Raw genomic sequence first — 18155 nt, forward strand, 5'->3', positions numbered from 1 at the left:
TATGTGCTGCCGGGGATGCGAACTGGCTCTTGTACGGGCGGCATGGCCTGCCTCAGTCGGCGAAGTGGATGTCCATCGCCCTCGCCGCGAGGACCGCCTGAGTGCGGTTCTGGACGCCGAGTTTTCGGAGGATCGCGGTCATGTGACCCTTTACCGTACCTTCGGAGATGCCGAGGTCGAAGGCGACTTGCTTGTTCAGGCGGCCGGCCAGGACGCCGAGCAGAACCTTCAGTTCGGTGGGGGTGAGGCTCGCGACGCGGGTGGACATTTCGTCGACGGAGGCACCTTCGATCGGCGCGTCGCGTTCGCCGGCGAGGGCTCGGGCTACGGCGTTTTCGAGCGTGGCGAGGTCGGCGGTCTTGGAGACGAATCCGATTGCACCGTAGGCGCGGGCTCGGGGGGCGGCCTCAGCTTCGTCGGCCGAGGAGATCACCATGATCGGCGTGTCGGGGCGTTCTGCGTGAAGCAGCGCCACGCCCGCGAAACCTTCCGAGCCCGGCATCCGCAGGTCGAGCAAAATCAGGTCGAGCCGTTCCGCCCCCCGCACCGCGTCGACCGCCTCGCAGAGCTGCCCCGCCTCGATCACCACCGCGTCGGGCGCGGCGCGGCTGACCGCCAGTTTGAGCGCCTGGCGGAACAGCGGATGGTCGTCGGCGATGAGGATCGTGCGCGTCATGCGGGTACGGCGGTGGCTTCCTCGCGGCCGGCGATCAAGGCGTCGACCACTGCGGGATCGGCGAGCGTCGAGGTGTCGCCGAGCTGGTCGAGCTGGTTCTCCGCGATCTTGCGCAGGATGCGGCGCATGATTTTCCCCGAGCGCGTCTTCGGGAGCGCGGGGGCGAACTGGAGGATGTCGGGGGTCGCGATCGGGCCGATCTCGCGACGGACCCATTGGACGAGTTCCTTGCGGAGCTCCTCGCTCGGCTCGGCGTTCGCGTTGAGCGTGACGTAGGCGTAAATGCCCTGGCCCTTCACGTCGTGCGGCATGCCGACGACCGCGGCTTCGGCGACCTTCGAATGCGCGACCAGCGCGCTCTCGACTTCGGCGGTGCCCATGCGGTGGCCGCTGACGTTGATGACGTCGTCGACGCGGCCGGTGATCCAGTAATAGCCGTCCTCGTCGCGGCGGCAGCCGTCGCCGGTGAAATACTTGCCGGGGTAGGTCGAGAAATACGTCTGGAAGAAGCGCTCGTGATCGTTCCACACGGTGCGCATCTGGCCGGGCCAGCTGTCGGCGATGACGAGATTGCCCTCGACTGCGCCCTCCAGCACCTTGCCGTCCGCATCGACCAGTTCGGGCAGCACGCCGAACAGCGGCTTGGTCGCGCTGCCGGGCTTGAGAGCGGTTGCGCCGGGCAGTGGCGAGATCATGTGCCCGCCCGTTTCGGTCTGCCACCAGGTGTCGACGATCGGGCAGCGGCCGTCGCCGACGACATTGTGGTACCAGTTCCACGCCTCCGGATTGATCGGTTCGCCGACCGAGCCGAGCAGGCGCAGCGACTTGCGGCTGGTGCGCGTCACCCAGTCGTCGCCTTCGCGCATCAGCGACCGGAGCGCGGTCGGTGCGGTGTAGAGGATGTTGACCTGATACTTATCCACGATCTGCCAGAAGCGGCTGTGATCCGGGTAGTTGGGCACGCCCTCGAACATCACGGTGGTCGCGCCGTTCGCGAGCGCGCCGTACAGCGAATAGGTGTGGCCGGTGACCCAGCCGACGTCCGCCGCACACCAGAAGATCTCGCCGGGGCGGTAGTTGAAGACGTATTCGTGCGTCATCGACGCCCATACCAGATAGCCGCCGGTCGAGTGGAGCACGCCCTTGGGCTGGCCGGTCGAGCCGCTGGTGTAGAGGATGAACAGCGGGTCCTCTGCGTTCATCGGCTCGGGGGCGCAGTCGGTCGACTGCCCCTCGACGCAGTCCGCATACCAGCAGTCGCGGCCTTCGGTCATCGTCACCTTGCCGCCGGTGCGGCGGACGACGATGACGGTCTCGACCGCGAGATCGCCGTGGTCGAGCGCGGCGTCGACGTTTGCCTTCAACGGCACGGTCTTGCCGCCACGCAGGCCTTCGTCGGCGGTGATGACGATGCGGCTGTCGCAGTCGTGAATGCGGTTGCAGAGACTCTCGGGCGAGAAGCCGCCGAACACCACCGAATGGATCGCGCCGATCCGCGCGCAGGCGAGCATCGCGAACGCCGCCTCGGGGATCATCGGCAGATAGATCGTGACGCGGTCGCCCTTCCTGACGCCCTTGGCCTTCAGCGCGTTGCCGAGCTTCGACACTTCGTCGCGCAGTTCGGCGTAGCTGATCTTGCGGTCGTCGGCGGGGTCGTCGCCTTCCCACAGGATCGCGGTCGCGTCGGGGCGCGTCTCGGCGTGGCGATCGACGCAGTTCGCGGCGACGTTCAGCTGGCCGTCCTCGAACCAGCGGATGTGGAAATCGCTCTCGTCGAACGACGTATCCTTGATCTTGGTCGGGGGCACGATCCAGTCGAGCCGCTTGGCCTCCTTCGCCCAGAACGCGTCGGGATCGGTCGCGGCCTCGGCATACATCCGGTCATAGGCGGCGGCGTCGATCAGGGCGTCCTTCGCCCATTCCGCGGGGACGGGATAGCTTGCCTCGGTCATCTGGCTCTCCTTTTGCCGCGCTGTACGCGGTCGCGTTCGGGCGATCATCCCTAACCAAAGTAAGGGATGGACGCAGGTTCGCAATGCGCCATGATGACGGCGCTGCTATCCACGCGTCAGATCAGTGGAAGAGAGCAGAGACGGGGATGACACGTATGGCGTTTACGAAACGGCTGGCCTTGACGGCCTTGTTGGCTGGTACCGCGCTGGTGCCTGGCATGGCGCAGGCGCAGACCGCGCGTGAGGTCGAACTCGAGACGCGGTTGAAGGCGTTGGAAGCGGCGGTGCAGGATCTGCGCGGCGAGCTGAACGCGGCGCGGGCGACGGCAGCGACCGCGCCCCAGCCTGCTGCTCCGGCGACATCGACCTCCGCACCTACGGCGGTTGCGTCCGCGCCGAACGATCTGCATCCGACCGCGCCGATGGGCCCGACCGCGCCGACCGCGCTCGCCGAAGCGAAGGCACCGGGCGCGGCGCCGTCCACCGACGGGTTCAAGGTCGCCGGGACGACGGTAAAGCTCAACGGCTTCATCAAGACCTGGGCATCGGTCAGTCGGTACAGCGGTGGCAACATCGCCCCCGAGTCGGTCGGTCGCGATTTCTATTTCCCGAGCATGACCCCGGTCGGTGGCCGCAACGAAGGCAACAGCGTCGAGGCACACGCCAAGCAGACGCGGATCGTGCTGGGCACCGAAACGCCGATCGCCGGGCATACGCTGAAGGGCCTGCTCGAAGTCGATTTCCAGGTCGTGCCGGGGACTCAAGGCAACCAGCGCGTCGTCAACGGTTACAACCCCGGCCTGCGCCGTGCGTTCTTCACGTTCGACAATTGGCTGTTCGGGCAGGAGTGGACCAACTTCCAGTATATCGGTGCGCTGCCCGAGACGACCGACTTCATCGGACCGTCGGAAGGCACCGTGTTCGTCCGCCAGGCGCAGATCCGCTACACGCGCAAGCTCAACGACACGCTGTCGCTGTCGGTCGCGGCCGAAAACCCGGAGACGGCATCGACCAGCCTTGCCTCGGCAACGATCGTCGAGAATGCCGACGATCGCCTGCCCGACGTCACCGCGCGCCTCAACTACAAGACCGCGTTCGGCGAGTTCTCGCTGGCCGGCCTCGCGCGCCAACTGACGATCGATACGGGTGCGCTCAAGGACAGCGCCACCGGCTGGGGCGTGTCGTTCGCGGGCAAGGTGCCGCTCGACGCCAAGGGCCGCTCGGACATCCGCTTCATGGTCACGCACGGCGACGGGATCGGCCGTTATGTCGGCCTCGATCTCGCCCCCGACGCGGTGTTCGTGCCGGTGGTCGGCGCGCGGCTGTATACGCCGAGCCTGACCGCAGGGTTCGCGGCGTTGAAGCTCGGCTGGACCGACAAGCTGCGCTCGACCTTCATCGGCAGCGTCCAGTCGATCGACTATCCGACCGGCGGCGAGCCCGTCGGCGCGAGCGACTCGGCGTGGAGCGCGTCCGCCAACCTGTTCTACTCGCCGATCAAGAACATCGATCTCGGCGTCGAATTCCGTCACGCGGAGCGCGAACTGGTCGACGGGCAGGTGGGCAAGATGGACCGCGGCGAGCTCGCCGCGCGGTACTCGTTCTAGGGCACAAATTCACGATCCTCCCCCGCAAGGGGGAGGTGTCGCCGAAGGTGACGGAGGGGGAGGACACGGAACGATGGTCATCGCCTGCCGCCCCCTCCGTCAGGCGAGTGCCTGCCACCTCCCCCTGGCGGGGGAGGATAAGTGGGCCGCTAATCGGCATTTTTTTTCGCGTTCACAAGTCGGCGGAGATCGGCTGTTCCACCCAATTTTCCTTCTGAGAGGATACCGCCATGGCGACTACAACAGGGGATGCTTCGCCCCTCGGGCATGTGAAGCAGAGCCAGCCGCTCATCATCATCGCGTCGTCACTTGGCGCAGTGTTCGAATGGTATGATTTCTACCTCTACGGCCTGCTGGCGACGATCATCACCGCGCAGTTCTTCTCGGGCGTCAACGAGACGACCGGGTTCATTTTCGCGCTTGCGGCGTTCGCGGCCGGGTTCGCGGTGCGGCCGTTCGGCGCGCTGGTGTTCGGGCGGATCGGCGATGTCGTCGGGCGCAAGAACACATTCCTCGTCACGATGGCGATCATGGGCCTGTCGACCTTCCTGGTCGGCCTGCTCCCCAGCTACGCATCGGTCGGCGTCGCCGCGCCGATCGCGCTCGTCGTGCTGCGGCTGTTGCAGGGCCTCGCGCTCGGCGGCGAATATGGCGGCGCCGCGACCTATGTCGCGGAGCACGCACCCGACAAAAAGCGCGGGCTGTTCACCAGCTTCATCCAGACCACCGCCTCGCTCGGGCTGTTCGCGGCGCTGCTGATCGTGATCGGCGTGCGGACTTTGGTCGGCGAAGAGGCGTTCGCGGCATGGGGCTGGCGCATTCCGTTCATCGTCTCGATCGCGCTGCTCGCGGTGTCGCTCTGGATCCGCATGCAGCTCGAAGAGAGCCCGGTGTTCCAGAAGATGAAGAACGAGGGCAAGACCTCGAAGGCGCCGCTGACCGAAGCGTTCGGACAGTGGAGCAATTTGAAGGTCGTGCTGATCGCATTGTTCGGTGCGGTCGTCGGCCAGGGCGTGATCTTCTACACCAGCCAGTTCTACGCGTTGTTCTTCCTCGAGAAGAACCTGCGCGTCGACGGGCCGACCACCAACATCCTGATCGCGATCGCGCTGTTGATCGCTACGCCGGCGTTCATCTTCTTCGGCTGGCTATCGGACAAGATCGGGCGGAAATACATCATCCTGACGGGCTGCGCGCTCGCTGCGCTGACGTACATGCCGCTGTTCCATGCGCTGTCGAAGGCCGCCAACCCGGCGCTCTATGCAGCACAGGCCAATTCGCCGGTGAGCGTCGTCGCCAATCCCGACGAGTGCTCGGTGCAGTTCGATCCGGTCGGCAAGAACAAGTTCGACAGCAGCTCGTGCGACATCGCCAAGGCGTATCTGGCGAAGGCCGGCATCTCCTATGCCAACGTGATCGCACCCGCGGGCACCGTCGCGCAGATCCACATCGGCGGCACGACCATCCCGGTCGTCAATCCCGCGGTCGTCTCGGGACCTGAGAAGGCAGCGGCGATCAAGGCGTTCGGCGCGGAAGTGAAGACCGCCCTGACCTCGGTCGGCTACCCTGAAAAGGCGGACCCGGCGCAGATCAACAAGCCGATGGTGATCGCGATCCTCGTCCTGCTCGTGCTGTACGTGACGATGGTCTACGGGCCGATCGCCGCGCTGCTGGTCGAGTTGTTCCCGACGCGGATCCGCTACACGTCGATGTCGTTGCCCTATCATATCGGCAATGGCTGGTTCGGCGGGTTCTTGCCGACTACCGCGTTCGCGATGGTCGCCGCGACCGGGGATATCTATTACGGCCTCTGGTATCCGATCGTCGCCTGCGCGGTGACGGTGCTGGTCGGGCTGGTGTTCCTGCCCGAGACGTTCCGTCGGTCGCTGCACGGCTGAAATCTTTGGCCTGTAGTTGAACGACGAAGGGGTCGGTTTGGGTGAACCCAAACCGACCCCTTCGCTATTCCGACGCTGTCACCTTGCCCCCCGATACGCTGGCAGCAAGGATCATAACGGCGTCGTTCAGTAGGTCGTCGAGTTCGTCGACGATACCGAACCATAGCGGCCACGCTCGGCAACGACTTCATCGCGCGTGTACGCGGGCGCTGCCTCGTCGAAGCGCGTCCAGCCGTCCTGGCGATAGGCTGCACCACGCGTAGTCGCATCGACCGAACGATGACGATCGAGAACCGCTTCGGCCTCGGTCGCGAGGCTGTCGTCGACGCGTGCGCTGAGCAACGTGCCGCCGCGACGGACGCCTTCCGAATAGACATGCGCCTCGTCATCGGTGTGACCGGCGTCCTTCAGCGCGCCGACGATCGTGCCGGTGGCGGCACCGCCCGCTGCACCGATACCGGCACCGACGACGGTCGACGCGAGCCAGCCGGCCGCGACGATCGGTCCCAGACCCGGGATGGCGAGCAAGCCGAGACCGGCGAGCAGGCCGCCGACGCCGCCGACGGCCGCACCGGTCGAGACACCACGGCTAACATCGCCACGATCGTTGACGTCGTCCAGCGACGTGTCGTGATCGCCATGCGCGCCATCGGCGTTGTTCGCGACGATGCTGATCGAGTCATGCGGCACGCCGAGACGCTCGAGATCGTTCAACGCAGACTTCGCATCCGAATAATCGTCGAACAGGCGGGTAAGGGTCTTGGTCATCGTTTCTCTCCTGGAAAAATGGATCAGCGTGCAGTCACGTTGCCCTTGTAGTCGAGCCCGACATCGACCTTCTTGCCGGCCTTGGTCGCGCTGCCGCGCCAGACGCCGTCCTTGTCCTTCGCCAGGCGCGAGACCGACTGGTAGCCGGCCTTGGTCAGGCGACCACGAGCCTGGTCCTCGGAGAAGGAATTGGCGCCCTTGGCCGGTGCCGCGACATGGGCTGCATCGTTGTTCTTGACGGCGGGGTTGTGTGCGCCGGCGTGCGTTGCGGTCTGGGCGACGGCGCTGGAGGCCAGCAGCATTGCGCCGCATGCCATGAATGCTCGAATGGTCATGATACTCTCCTGAGTTTCTGGTTTTGAAAACGGGGACGGTCGCCGGGTGGGAGGCGGCATGTCGACCACGCCGCCTTCCGGTCGGATCAGCGAACCGTACCGCGACGAAACATGTTGACGATCGCGAGCAGGATCACCGCGCCGACCAGCGAGATCAGGATCGACTGGATGTTGAGCGCGCCGTCCATGATCGATGCGCCACCGATCAGCGGCGTGATCAGGAAGCCGGCCAGCAACGCGCCGACGATGCCGACGACGATGTTGAGGAAGATGCCCTGCTGCGCATCGGTGCGCATGATCATGCTGGCGACCCAACCGATGAGCCCGCCGACGACGAGAAGAATGATGAGGTTCATGATGAGGCTCCTGGACGATGATGGTACGAATGGATGGTACAGGAGGCTCAACAGTCGGGATCGCCGATCCGTTCAGTTTCGGCGCCGCGCCAGGGTTTTCGGATTGGTGCTCACATACCGGTCGTATTGGTACAAATGTAGCGTCAGGCACGGAACCGCGGCCCCCTTTTGGTCGCTGGACAGGCATGATCAAGACCAACGGCAAGCCGCTCCACGCCCCGACCCTACATCACCTGGAACAGCTCATGACCGGGTTGCTCGAAGGGGTGATCCTGATGGATCCGACCGGCATGATCCTCAGCGCGAACCCGGCGGCGTTGAAGATGCACGGCGTCAAGGCGTTGGCCGACCTGGGCGAGACCGCGGACGATTACGCGGCGCGCTTCCGGCTGCGGTACCGCGATGGTCGCAAGCTGCCGCGCCGCGAATATCCTTTGATGCGGCTGCTCGCCGGCGAAAGCTTTCCCGACCTGATCGTCGAGGTCTCGTCGCCGGATGCGGACGAGCCACGCTGGGTGCATCAGGTCCGCGACATCGTCATGGACGAGGATGGCGGCGATCCGGACTGCCTGGGGATGGTCATCAACGACGTCTCCGAACGGTTCGATGCGGAGGACCGGTTCCAGGCGATGTTCCATGCGAACCCCGCCCCTGCCCTCATCATGCGGGTCGCCGACCAGCGCTATGTCCTGGTCAACCAGGGGTTCCTCGATCTCTCCGGCTACGACCGCGACCAGATCGTCGGCAAGACGCTGTTCGATCTCGACTTCCTCGCCGAGGTCGAGCGCAAGCCGTTCGTCAAGGAACGCGTGGCCGCCGGCAAGACCGTGCCACAACTGGAGGCGGAACTGCCGCTTGCTGGGGGCGACAAGACGCTGGTCATCCTCGCCGGCCAGCCGATCGAACTCGCCAACGAGGACTGCCTTCTCTTCACCTTCGCCGACCTCGAGCCCCGACGGCGCGCGCAACTGGCGTTGCAGGCGAGCGAACGGCACTTCGCATCGGTGTTCGAGATGGCCCCCGTCGCGATGGTCATTACCAAGGGCGACGAGAACCGCATCGTGCAGGTGAACGCGGCGTTCAAGAGCCTCACCGGCTACACCGATCACGCGGTCGTCGACCGGATCGCCGACGATCTCCAGCTATGGAACGACGCCGCACAGCGGGTGGAGCTGGAAACCGAGATCCGCGAGCGGAACGGCATTCGGGGCCGCGATGTCCGCCTGCTGCACAAGAACGGCGAAACGCTGGACTGCCTCGTCTCCGCCGAACGGATCAGCGTCGACGGCACCCCCTGCGTCCTGTGGCTGTACCAGGACATCACGGCGCGCCGCCGCGGTGAACTCGAACTCGTCGAGGCGATCGACGCGGTGATGAAGGACGCCAACTGGCTGAGCCGGTCGATCATGGACAAGCTGGCGACGCTGCGAAATCCACGCGCCGGCTCGGGTGCCACGCCCCCCACCACCGAACTCAGCAAGCGTGAGCGCGAGGTGCTCGAACTGATCTGCCAGGACCTCGACGATGCGGCGATCGCCACTCGGCTCGACCTGTCGCGCAACACGGTGCGCAACCATGTCGCGCGGCTTTATGCGAAGATCGGCGTCAACCGGCGCAGCGCCGCGATCGTGTGGGCGCACGAACGCGGCGTCGGGGCGTAACGGGTATCAGGCCTTGTGGTGCGCGTGGAACAGCTTGCCGCCTTCGACCACATACACGACCGCCAGCACGCCCAGCCCGATCGCGAGATAGCCGATCGCGAGCGGATAGGTCGTGCCGTTGTACGACTGGCCGATCAGCGACCCGACGATCACCGCGCCGACGCTGGTGATGAACCCCTGGATCGACGATGCGGTGCCGGCGATATGCCCGACCGGCTCCATCGCCATCGCCCCGAAATTGGAGCCGCACAGGCCGATGCACGTCATGCTGAGCGCCTGGAACAGCATGTAGGTCCACAGCGATTCCGATCCTGCCGCGATCACGCCGATGTGGACCACCGAGAGCGCGATCAGCCCCAGCACCGCGGCCTGCGATATGAGGCGCGTGCCGAGACGCTCGACCAGCCGACTGTTGGCGAACGACGCGCACCCCATCGAAAACGCGCAGACCGCGAACAGGATGGTGAACCGCTCGCCGGCATGGAACTCGTCGACGAAGATCTGCTGCGCGGACGAGACGAAGGCGATGATCCCACCGAACGTCATCGACGCGGCGACTGCATAGCCGGCCGAATAGCGGTTGGTCAGCGTCAGCGTGTACGCCTGGCGGAGCGACGCGAACGACAGTGGCGACCGGCGCTCGACCGGCAGCGATTCCCGCAACCGCGTCACTGACCAGGCGAGGACGAACGCCGCAAAGCCTGCCAGCGCGTAGAAGATGAACCGCCACGGACCGAACTGGAGCAGCACCTGCCCCAGGCTCGGCGCCATGATCGGCACCAGGAAGAAGATCATCTGCGCCACGGACAACGTGCGCGCCATCTGGCGACCCGAATACCGATCCCGCACGATCGCGACCGCGAGCACGCGCGTCGATGCGGACATCAGCCCTTGGAGAACGCGGGCACCGAGCAACGCGGCAAAAGTCTGCGACCCGGCTGCGAAGATACTCGCCGCGACGAAGCCCGTGAGCGTGACGAGCAGGATGATCCGGCGGCCGTAGCGATCGGCGAGCGGCCCGTAGACGAGCTGCCCCGCGCCGAAGCCGAGCATGTACGCAGTGATGATCCACTGGCGGTGGTTCGCGGTGGCGATGCCGAGTTGGTGGCCGATATCGGCGAGCGCGGGCAGCATCAGGTCGACGCCGAGTGCGTTGACCGCCATCAACGCGGCGATGAAGGCGACGAACTCGCCTGGACGCATCGATGGGGCAGCAATTTTGTCGTTCATCGAGGTCGCTTAGGACTGTCCCGGCTCGAACGCCATGCCCGAACGCGGGACTCGAATGCCATGATGCAAAGGCGATGGCGACTGACCGAACGGCGAGAATGCCGTCGATCAGTCGCCGATGCGCTTAGGGCTTCTTGAACTTGTAGACGAACTGGTCGGTCGTGCCGCGGATCGCGGGGTCGAACACCGGCTTGGTGTGGTCGTCGGCCGGATTGCGCAGTGCGGTGGACTCGCCAACGAACTTGAACCCCGCCGCCTGGACCTGCGCCTTCACCGTGGCCGGGTCGATCCGGTGCCGCGTCTCGGTCCCGCCCAAGCCGCTGCCGGGGGCATCCGCATGATCGATCACGACGTAGATGCCGCCGCGCTTGAGCATGTTGAACACCGCCTTGTCGAACGCCTTCAACGCGCCCTCGCCGCCGCCGTTATTGGCGATGTCGTGGTAGTTCTGCACGGTCCAGAACAGGTCGACCGGCTTGGGCGAGGTCGGTAGGTTGGTAGTCTGGACGACGGCGGTGACGTTGGCGAGATTGCGCGCCTGAAGTGCGGGCAGCGTCTTCTCGGCATATTTCGCGCCGGCTGCCGGCCAGACCGCGTAGACATGGCCCTTGGGTCCGACGACGCCAGTGAAGATGCGGGTCCAATAGCCCGCACCCGGCAGGTAATCGACGACAACGTTGCCCGGCCGCACGCCGGAGAAGGCGAGCACGTCGGCGGCCTTGCGGCGGGCATCGTCGCCTTGCTGATCGGCGCGCGCCGGATCGGCGAGCGCGCTGGTGACCGCGGGGCTGACCTTCTGCGCATGCGCGGCCGTTGTGCTCGCTGCGATGGTCATTGCCACCGCAACGCTCGTCCAGATCGTTTTCATCATCCGTCTCCCATCGTCCGGACGACAATGCCGGCTCGGTGGGCAGGATCGGCCGGAAGCCGGCGCTAGTCCAGATCGTTTTCGCTGATGACGACGATCTCCTGGTCGGGATCGCGCGCCAGTGCGACGACGCCGAGCTCCGCGATCTCTTCGGCATGCTGCTTGAAGATCGCCACCGCGTCGCCTTCGGGCGATACCGTGCTCAGCGCTTCGAGCACGTCGTACTGGACCGCGAACTGATAGCGTTCCTCGCTCACTTCGGCCTCAAACTCGACCTGGCGCAGGTCGCTATTGTCCTCGAGGGTCTTGGTATCGATGTTCAAACGGTCTTCGGCCATGTCTTCGCTCCTGCTATGCGCCGACAACAGTCCGGGGGCGGAATCGAGCCATTCCACCCCCGAAAAGTGCGGTTGCCTAGAGCCCGATCTGGAGGTTGGCGCGCAACGACAGCGCGACGCGGCCCTGTTGCTGCTCGGCGTTGAACTCGCCGCCCATCCGGAAGATGCCGTTGCCACCGACGCCGCGCAGCTTGCCGACCCAGCCGCTGGTGCGCTTGTCGGGGGTCAGCGTGAACGACTGGCCGCCTTCGAACGACGCGGTCGTCGCGCCCAGGCCGCCACCGACGATCTGGCGACGGCCGCCTTCGGCTTCGACGCGGAACCAGCCATTCTCGAACTTGGGTCCGCCGAAGTTCAGCCCGAGTGCGCCGCTGCCGGTGACCGCCAGCTCGTCGCTGGTCCGCGACCGAACGACGATGTCGATCGCCTTGCCGCCGCCGGTCTCGCTATAGCCGTCCTCCTTGAGCTTGTAGTAATCGATCGCGAGCACCGGCCGGAAGGTGAGCATGCCGGTGCCCGCCTCGTACGACAGGCCGCCGGATGCTGCGTACAGCGTGCCGTCCCAGTTGCCTTTAGCGGTCCGGGCAACGGCCTCGGCGCCGATCGCGCCGGCGAACTGACGGACACCGTCGAACTTCACCTTCGCCCCCGAAGCGCGGGCATTGGCCTGCAGGCCGCCCCAATGCCCGCGCCAGTATCCGGCCAGCTCATACTGGTCCGAATTCACCTCGTTGTCCGTACCGTCGTCGGCATCCTGGCCGTGCAGATAGGCTAGCGAGGTCCCAAAATTGCCCACGCCCGTCTTGTATTCCGCGCCCGCCGAGACGCCCCAGCCGCTGATGTCGTAGCCCGCAGTATCGGCGACGCTCTTCGACGTGCCCCACGCGACCTGCGTCACCCAATAGCCCCATTTGCCTTCGTCCTTGAACGGGCCGTGCGGGTCGGCGAGCAGGCGGGCGGTGGCGCGCGAGCCCATCGTCACGGTCTCGAACGTGCCGCCGGCATGGTCGGGCAGCATCTGGCGGACCGAACCGCGGAACGCGTCGGCCTCGGTGATGTTGAGGAACGCGCCGCCTACCTTCGCGTCGTTGCCGAGCGCCTTGTAGATCGCGTCATACGCCGACGCCTGCGAGCGGTTGAGCCCGAGTTCGGTCGATGATTTACGCGCGATGTCGACGGCCAGGTCGTTGCCCGTGCCGGTCGCGATACTGCCCTTGTAGAGGAACGGGAGCGTCGTCGTGGTCGCGGTCAGGTTGGCGGCGCCCGTCAGCGTGCCGGCACGCAGAACGGTGTAGCGCCCCTCCGCATCGACGACGCTGGTGAGCTTCAGGGCAAGCTTCGAATCCTTGTCGAACGATGCCGTGCCCGCGACCTGGATCATCGTGCTGGTGCCGCCCGCCTTGTCGAGCGTCACGGCGAGGATACCGCCGCCGCCGACCGATAGCGACGCGATCGATGCGGCCTTTGTGATGTCGAGCGTGCCGCCGTTGACCGCGACCGCGAGGCCGCCCGAATTGGCGAGCGTGCCGGAGAAGCGCGACGTGCCGCCGAGCGTCAGCGTGTCGGTACCGCCACCGAAGTCCGCCGCACCGCTGAACACCGAGGTCCCTGCGAGCGTAAGTGCGTCATTGCCAGCGCCGAACACTGCGCCGCCGGTGAAGTTGGCATCGCCCGCCAGCGAGAGGCGGTTGTTGCCGGTGCCGAAGCGGGCGGTGCCGGCGACCGTGCCGTCCGCGACGTCGAATACGTCGTTGCCGCTGCCGAAGCGGACGTCGCCGACGATCGCGGGCGCCGCGATGCCGGTCGCGACTGCGGTCTGACGGACGATCGCGCCGGTGGTGTTAGCCGAGAGGTCGATCGCGACGTTGCGCTCGGAGGTGGCGAGCGCACCCGATGCGCCGATGCCGCCGCTGTTCTCGACCAGCGTGACGGTGCCCGAGCGATCGAGGATGGCGATCGCGGTGCCGTCGGCGGCCTGTGCGGTCGCCTTGATCGTGCCGCTGTTGCGGATCGTGGCGACGGATGCGCCGGTGTCGACCAGGACCGCCGTCGAACGCGATGCGGCTGTGCCGCCGCCTGACGCGGCGATCGTTCCAGCGTTGCGGATCTCGGGGGTCGACGCACCTGTACCGAGCTTCAACGCGGTCGCACTCGCGCCGTTTGCGGTTGCCGCTACGGTGCCGTTGATGCCGATCCCGCCCACGATCGTCACCGCACCGCCAAGGCCACCGATCGCCAAGCCATTGCCCTCGATACCGCCATAGACGCCGCTGCCCGCGATGCCGCCATCGACGATCAGCCCGAAGCCGGTCCCGGTGCCGGCGACCGCGCCGATCGCGACGGCGCGCGTGGCCGATCCGATCTGCACCGCGGGCGCCGCGCCGAAGGAGGTGATCGCCGCGGAGCCTTCGGTGGCGTCGGGAAGACCGTCCTTGTCCTCGTCGGTATCGGTCGTGCTCGCGTCCTTTGGCGGGATCGCGAAGATGATGCCGCCCGAAACGTTGCCCGCGACGATCAGCGCCGAGCCGCCCTGCAACAGGTCGTCGGCGTCGAGCTTCGACACGTCGGCAGGCGCCGTCGCATAGCGATAGCCGGTCGAGCCGAGCGCGCCCTGCACCACCAGCGCGCCGGTGATGTCGCCATCGACGCGTGCGGCGACTGCACCCTGGCCGATTGCCGCGATCGTGCCAGCAAGCCGGACGTTGCCAGTGACGTCTGCGATCCGCACGCCGGTCGATCCGTTGCCGGTGACCGATGTCTGGCCGTCATGCGTGAACGCGCCGGTCAGCGGTCCGCCGAGCCAGATACCGGCGGAGTTGTTACCCTTCACCGTGATCGCGCCGCTGTTGACGATCGCCCCCGTGTACGCGCCCGCGGTGCGGATGCCGGAGCGGCCCGTGCCCGCCGCGAACGGGCCATCGAGGTCGCCGTCCTTGTCGGTGTCGGTCGCGACATAGCTTTCGTCAATGATGATCTTGCCGGTCGCCGCGTTGGTGATCCCGCCGCCGGTGCCGGCGTTGGCGAGGATACCGGTCGATCCGTCGGCGTTGGTCACCTGGATCGTGCCTTCATTGCTGACCGAGTTGACGCTGTCGACGGTTACCGCGGTGCCGGTGGTCGGCGTCACCGAACCGGCGGCGGCTATGCGGATATTGTCGGGGGCGCCAGCCTTGATCGTCGAGGTCCGCACCGTGTCGGTCCGCTTGGTGTCGATCACGGTCTGCGCCTGGGCGCCGGTCGTTACCGCGAACAGGCAGGTGGTGGTCAGCAGGAGACGACGCATACGGAACCCTTTTCGATGTGTTTTCGAGAAGAGGACGGAGACGTGGCCTGCGAACCTTGAAGCGTGATGTACTATGGTGCGGCACAATGGCCGCGGCGGCGCGTTGTGCGGCGGACATCTTCAGGGAAATGCCAGCATGATCACCACCATCGCCGAACTCGACCGCATCCGCGACGACAGCAAGCGCCTCGTCACGACGCGCTCGGTGATGTCGGCGGGCGCGGCGGTCGTGCCGATCCCCGGCGCGGACATCGTCGCGGACATCGGCCTGCTCACCAAGCTGCTGCCCGAGATCAGCAAGCGCTTCGGGCTCGATCACGAACAGGTGCAGAAGCTCGAGCCGCAACTTGCGCAGCAGGCGCTGGTGATGGCGTCGAGTCTGGGCAACACGATGATCGGCCGGATGGTGACGAAGCGTATCGTCGTTGCGCTCCTCCGCCGCGTCGGCGCGCGCATCGCGGTGGGGTCGATGGCGAAGTTCGTGCCTTTTGCGGGCTCGGCGGTGGCGGCGACGATCAGCTTCGGCGCGATGAAGCTGGTCGGTAATTCGCATGTGGAGGATTGCTACAAGACGGCGCTGGCGCTGCTGCCGGCTGAGCAGCGAGCACTGGCGAAAGGCTGACTCCTGATCCTCCCCCGCAAGGGGGAGGTGGATCGCGTAGCGAGACGGAGGGGGAGGACACGCAACGGATGTTGTCATTACCTCCCCCTCCGTCTGGCAAGAGCCAGCCACCTCCCCCTGGCGGGGGAGGATTCGAAAGGTTCGCTAAAACGCTGCGTCCAGGCCGATGCGGATGGTCCTCGGACGTTGCGGGGTAATCTGGCCACTCCCGACCTGGAACGGTGTCCCCAGCGCGAACCGGTTGCCGACGCTATCCGTCAGGTTCGTTACCCCAAGCGTCACGCCCAACGCAGGCCGCCCGATCCGCGCAGTAAGCGCCGTATCGAGATAATCGCCCTGCTCTTCGCCCAGTACCGGCCCGACACCCAACCGGGACCGCCCGACATAGCGCGCCCAGCCATACACCCGCAGTTCCAGATCCCGCCCGATATCACGCCGGTAATCCGCCCCCAGCCGCCCGGCATAGCGCGCGATGTTGGGCACCTGGCTCATCCGCGCCAGCGCCACGAACAGCGCGGCACTCGGCTCCGTCACGCGGCTGTCGTTATAGGTGAAGCCCGCATCGAGCGTCAGCCCGGCGACCGGTTTCCACCCGCCCATCGCACTGAACGTCCAGATCCGCCCATCGCCGATGTTGGCGGTACTTGGCAGGCCGGTCGCGTCGATGAAATCCGCCTGGATATCCTGCCAGATCGTGTGCGACACGCTCGCCGTCAGGTACGCGCGATCGACACCCGCGAGCCCGAAGCGCACGCCGCTCTCCAGCGTCCGCACGCGATCATTCTCGAACCGCCGGACGAAATCGCTCTCGATCGCGAGCCCGCCGGGCCGAAACCCCTGCTGGTAGCGGCCGTACAGCGACACCTTCGGCAACACCGCGGCGATCAGCGAGGCGGACGGCAGCACGCTCGTCTCGATCCGGTCCGCCGTCACGCGCGAACGGGCGAGCGCGACCGCCTCCAACCGCGCCGGTGCGATGTCCTCGCCGGTCCCCGCGAGCGACGCCCGGGTCACGCGCGCGCCGGCGGTGGCGGTCAACCCGCGCACCAACTGCAAGCTCCCCTCGCCGTACAACGTCGCCTCGTCGATGCTGTTGGTCACGCCCGTCACTGGCGCGGGCGCATCGACCGGGCCGAGCGAGCGCGACAACCGCGTGCGATTATGCGTGTAACTGCCGCCGACCACCCAGCCGAACCCGTTACGCATCGGCCGCCATACGCGCGTCTCGTTCGCGATCATGTCGGTCGCGTTGCGTTGCGCGAACACGCGCGGACTGCCCGCGGCTGTCGTCAGGGGGCTGCCGAATGCAGGCCAGTTGGTGATCGGTAGCGTCGGATCGACGGCCGGCAGGGTCGCGTCGTAGCGTTCGGTCAGCGTCTGGCTGACGATCCCGGTCGAGGATTTGACCTTCAGCCCGCCGATCGCGCCCGACACGACGACCTGCCCCATCGTGTAGTCCGCGGAGAACCCCTGCACGATCGCGCTCGACCGCGTCAGCGGCGGCGCGTCGCGGTCCGCGTACTGGCTGTCGTCGCCCTTGGTCCATTGCCCGATCCCGCCGAGATCGACCGTCCAGCCATTCCCCGCATCGAGCCGCAGCGCCGCCCGCCCGCCGCCGATCCTCGTGCGGTTCACATCGCGCCGGTCGAGCACCGGATTGTCGATATACCCGCCCTCGCTGACGCCGTAGCCGACGACGCGCAGCGCCACGCGCTCGCCGAGCGGCACGTTCAGCGTCGCGCCCAGATCCGCGCCCGGATCGCCGTGCCACGTCGCCGACAAACCTCCCGCGATCGACGCCGACACTGCGCCCAATTCCGGCGCGTTCGGCACGGTGCGGATGATGCCGCCGAGCGACCCTGCCCCGTACAGCGTACCCTGCGGCCCCTCGAGCACCTCGACCGAGGCGATATCGTAGAGCCGCAGGTCAGGATCGGGCGCATTGTAGCTCAGCCGCAGGTCGCCGAAATACTGGCCGACGGTGGTCTGGGTCGGTCCGGTGAAGCTGGAATCGGCGATACCACGTATGAACAGCTTGTTGCGCCCTGCGCCCAGATGCGTCGACGATACGCTGGCCAGCCGCGCGAGGATCGCCTCGGTCCCGCCCGCGCCGCCGAGCGCAAGGTCGACGCCATCGAGCAACGCGACTTGCCCTGCGAAATCGCGCAGTCGCACGTCGCGCTTGCTGCCGGTGACGACGATGTCCGCGCCCTGGACCGCCGGAGGTGCGGTGATCGGCACGACTTTCTTCTGCTTCACCCGAACGACGCGGGGCGTGCGGGCAGTCAGCCGCCATCCGAATGCGCCCGCTGCGACGACATCGGCATTCGCCGCAGTCGCCAGCCGGTCGAGTGCCTCGCGGGCGGTCATCCGTCCGCGCACTGCGGGCACGCGCCGCGCCCACAGCCCTGGATCGCCGACGACGATACTTGTCCCCGACTGACGCCCGAGCGCCAGCACCGCGTCCCCAAGACGCCCTGCCGGCAAGTCGACCGCCCCCTGCCCCGCCTGCGCGGGAGCGGCGACGGCGAGCGCCGCGACGACCAGACATCCGCGCATCC

Annotated in this window: 14 protein-coding genes; 4 read left to right on the forward strand and 10 right to left on the reverse strand. The window is 66.7% G+C overall.

What is annotated here, in order from left to right:
- Window positions 1-52: 52 nt before the first annotated feature.
- Window positions 53-676 (reverse strand): response regulator transcription factor, encoded by a 624-nt coding sequence (locus tag C8J39_RS05510; protein WP_120299538.1) that lies wholly within the window; start codon window positions 674-676, stop codon window positions 53-55.
- On the reverse strand, window positions 673-2628 hold the full coding sequence (acs, locus tag C8J39_RS05515; RefSeq protein WP_120299754.1) for an acetate--CoA ligase: 1956 nt from the start codon (window positions 2626-2628) through the stop codon (window positions 673-675). The genes C8J39_RS05510 and acs overlap by 4 nt, the downstream gene beginning before the upstream one ends.
- Before the next feature lie 155 nt (window positions 2629-2783).
- On the opposite strand from acs, the gene C8J39_RS05520 reads away from it, so the two are divergent.
- Together C8J39_RS05520 and C8J39_RS05525 are read left to right on the forward strand one after the other, a co-directional pair.
- On the forward strand, window positions 2784-4235 hold the full coding sequence (locus C8J39_RS05520) for a DcaP family trimeric outer membrane transporter (RefSeq protein WP_243649734.1): 1452 nt from the start codon (window positions 2784-2786) through the stop codon (window positions 4233-4235).
- A 230-nt stretch (window positions 4236-4465) separates the two neighbouring features.
- The gene (locus C8J39_RS05525; protein WP_120299539.1) at window positions 4466-6133 is read left to right on the forward strand and encodes an MFS transporter; all 1668 of its coding nucleotides are present in this window, start codon (window positions 4466-4468) and stop codon (window positions 6131-6133) included.
- A gap of 126 nt (window positions 6134-6259) precedes the next feature.
- Here C8J39_RS05525 and C8J39_RS05530 read toward each other — a convergent pair whose 3' ends face one another.
- The 3 genes from C8J39_RS05530 to C8J39_RS05540 all read right to left on the reverse strand — a co-directional run bounded on the left by C8J39_RS05530 (window position 6260) and on the right by C8J39_RS05540 (window position 7592).
- Entirely contained in the window at window positions 6260-6901 is a 642-nt protein-coding gene (locus C8J39_RS05530) for a general stress protein (RefSeq protein ID WP_120299540.1), read from the reverse strand.
- A gap of 23 nt (window positions 6902-6924) precedes the next feature.
- Window positions 6925-7236 carry a hypothetical protein gene (locus tag C8J39_RS05535; RefSeq protein WP_120299541.1) on the reverse strand — a complete coding sequence of 104 codons (312 nt, stop codon included), beginning with the start codon at window positions 7234-7236 and terminating at the stop codon, window positions 6925-6927.
- A gap of 86 nt (window positions 7237-7322) precedes the next feature.
- On the reverse strand, window positions 7323-7592 hold the full coding sequence (locus tag C8J39_RS05540) for a GlsB/YeaQ/YmgE family stress response membrane protein (protein WP_056061356.1): 270 nt from the start codon (window positions 7590-7592) through the stop codon (window positions 7323-7325).
- 185 nt (window positions 7593-7777) lie between these two features.
- Here C8J39_RS05540 and C8J39_RS05545 point away from each other — a divergent pair, with 185 nt between their 5' ends.
- On the forward strand, window positions 7778-9253 hold the full coding sequence (locus C8J39_RS05545) for a helix-turn-helix transcriptional regulator (RefSeq protein WP_120299542.1): 1476 nt from the start codon (window positions 7778-7780) through the stop codon (window positions 9251-9253).
- Window positions 9254-9259: 6 nt separating this feature from the next.
- Here the strand turns inward: C8J39_RS05545 and C8J39_RS05550 are convergent, their stop codons facing one another.
- The 4 genes from C8J39_RS05550 to C8J39_RS05565 all read right to left on the reverse strand — a co-directional run bounded on the left by C8J39_RS05550 (window position 9260) and on the right by C8J39_RS05565 (window position 14972).
- Window positions 9260-10456: a multidrug effflux MFS transporter gene (locus C8J39_RS05550; protein WP_107952523.1), complete on the reverse strand. Its 1197-nt coding sequence runs from the start codon at window positions 10454-10456 to the stop codon at window positions 9260-9262.
- 151 nt (window positions 10457-10607) lie between these two features.
- The gene (locus C8J39_RS05555) at window positions 10608-11354 is read right to left on the reverse strand and encodes a class I SAM-dependent methyltransferase (RefSeq protein ID WP_259457499.1); all 747 of its coding nucleotides are present in this window, start codon (window positions 11352-11354) and stop codon (window positions 10608-10610) included.
- A gap of 62 nt (window positions 11355-11416) precedes the next feature.
- Window positions 11417-11689, reverse strand: a complete 273-nt coding sequence (locus C8J39_RS05560; protein WP_056061362.1) for a DUF1488 family protein — start codon at window positions 11687-11689, stop codon at window positions 11417-11419.
- Between the two features lie 76 nt (window positions 11690-11765).
- Window positions 11766-14972, reverse strand: a complete 3207-nt coding sequence (locus tag C8J39_RS05565) for an autotransporter domain-containing protein (protein WP_120299543.1) — start codon at window positions 14970-14972, stop codon at window positions 11766-11768.
- 136 nt (window positions 14973-15108) lie between these two features.
- Between C8J39_RS05565 and C8J39_RS05570 the strand changes: the two genes are divergently transcribed.
- Window positions 15109-15594: a hypothetical protein gene (locus C8J39_RS05570; RefSeq protein ID WP_120299544.1), complete on the forward strand. Its 486-nt coding sequence runs from the start codon at window positions 15109-15111 to the stop codon at window positions 15592-15594.
- Between the two features lie 144 nt (window positions 15595-15738).
- Here C8J39_RS05570 and C8J39_RS05575 read toward each other — a convergent pair whose 3' ends face one another.
- A complete protein-coding gene (locus tag C8J39_RS05575; RefSeq protein WP_120299545.1) occupies window positions 15739-18153 on the reverse strand; it encodes a TonB-dependent receptor in 2415 nt (804 codons plus the stop codon).
- Between the last annotated feature and the right edge of the window lie 2 nt (window positions 18154-18155).

Origin of the sequence: Sphingomonas sp. PP-CC-1A-547 (assembly GCF_003610375.1) — a bacterium.
Classification (GTDB): domain Bacteria; phylum Pseudomonadota; class Alphaproteobacteria; order Sphingomonadales; family Sphingomonadaceae; genus Sphingomonas.

Excerpts from the sequence above, each read along its gene's own strand:
- C8J39_RS05570 (WP_120299544.1), top strand. The coding sequence starts at position 15,109 with ATGATCACCACCATCGCCGAACTCGACCGCATCCGCGACGACAGCAAG.
- C8J39_RS05540 (WP_056061356.1), bottom strand. The coding sequence starts at position 7,592 with ATGAACCTCATCATTCTTCTCGTCGTCGGCGGGCTCATCGGTTGGGTC.
- C8J39_RS05530 (WP_120299540.1), bottom strand. The coding sequence starts at position 6,901 with ATGACCAAGACCCTTACCCGCCTGTTCGACGATTATTCGGATGCGAAG.
- C8J39_RS05555 (WP_259457499.1), bottom strand. The coding sequence starts at position 11,354 with ATGATGAAAACGATCTGGACGAGCGTTGCGGTGGCAATGACCATCGCA.
- acs (WP_120299754.1), bottom strand. The coding sequence starts at position 2,628 with ATGACCGAGGCAAGCTATCCCGTCCCCGCGGAATGGGCGAAGGACGCC.
- C8J39_RS05525 (WP_120299539.1), top strand. The coding sequence starts at position 4,466 with ATGGCGACTACAACAGGGGATGCTTCGCCCCTCGGGCATGTGAAGCAG.
- C8J39_RS05510 (WP_120299538.1), bottom strand. The coding sequence starts at position 676 with ATGACGCGCACGATCCTCATCGCCGACGACCATCCGCTGTTCCGCCAG.
- C8J39_RS05575 (WP_120299545.1), bottom strand. The coding sequence starts at position 18,153 with ATGCGCGGATGTCTGGTCGTCGCGGCGCTCGCCGTCGCCGCTCCCGCG.
- C8J39_RS05550 (WP_107952523.1), bottom strand. The coding sequence starts at position 10,456 with ATGCGTCCAGGCGAGTTCGTCGCCTTCATCGCCGCGTTGATGGCGGTC.
- C8J39_RS05565 (WP_120299543.1), bottom strand. The coding sequence starts at position 14,972 with ATGCGTCGTCTCCTGCTGACCACCACCTGCCTGTTCGCGGTAACGACC.
- C8J39_RS05560 (WP_056061362.1), bottom strand. The coding sequence starts at position 11,689 with ATGGCCGAAGACCGTTTGAACATCGATACCAAGACCCTCGAGGACAAT.
- C8J39_RS05545 (WP_120299542.1), top strand. The coding sequence starts at position 7,778 with ATGATCAAGACCAACGGCAAGCCGCTCCACGCCCCGACCCTACATCAC.
- C8J39_RS05520 (WP_243649734.1), top strand. The coding sequence starts at position 2,784 with ATGGCGTTTACGAAACGGCTGGCCTTGACGGCCTTGTTGGCTGGTACC.
- C8J39_RS05535 (WP_120299541.1), bottom strand. The coding sequence starts at position 7,236 with ATGACCATTCGAGCATTCATGGCATGCGGCGCAATGCTGCTGGCCTCC.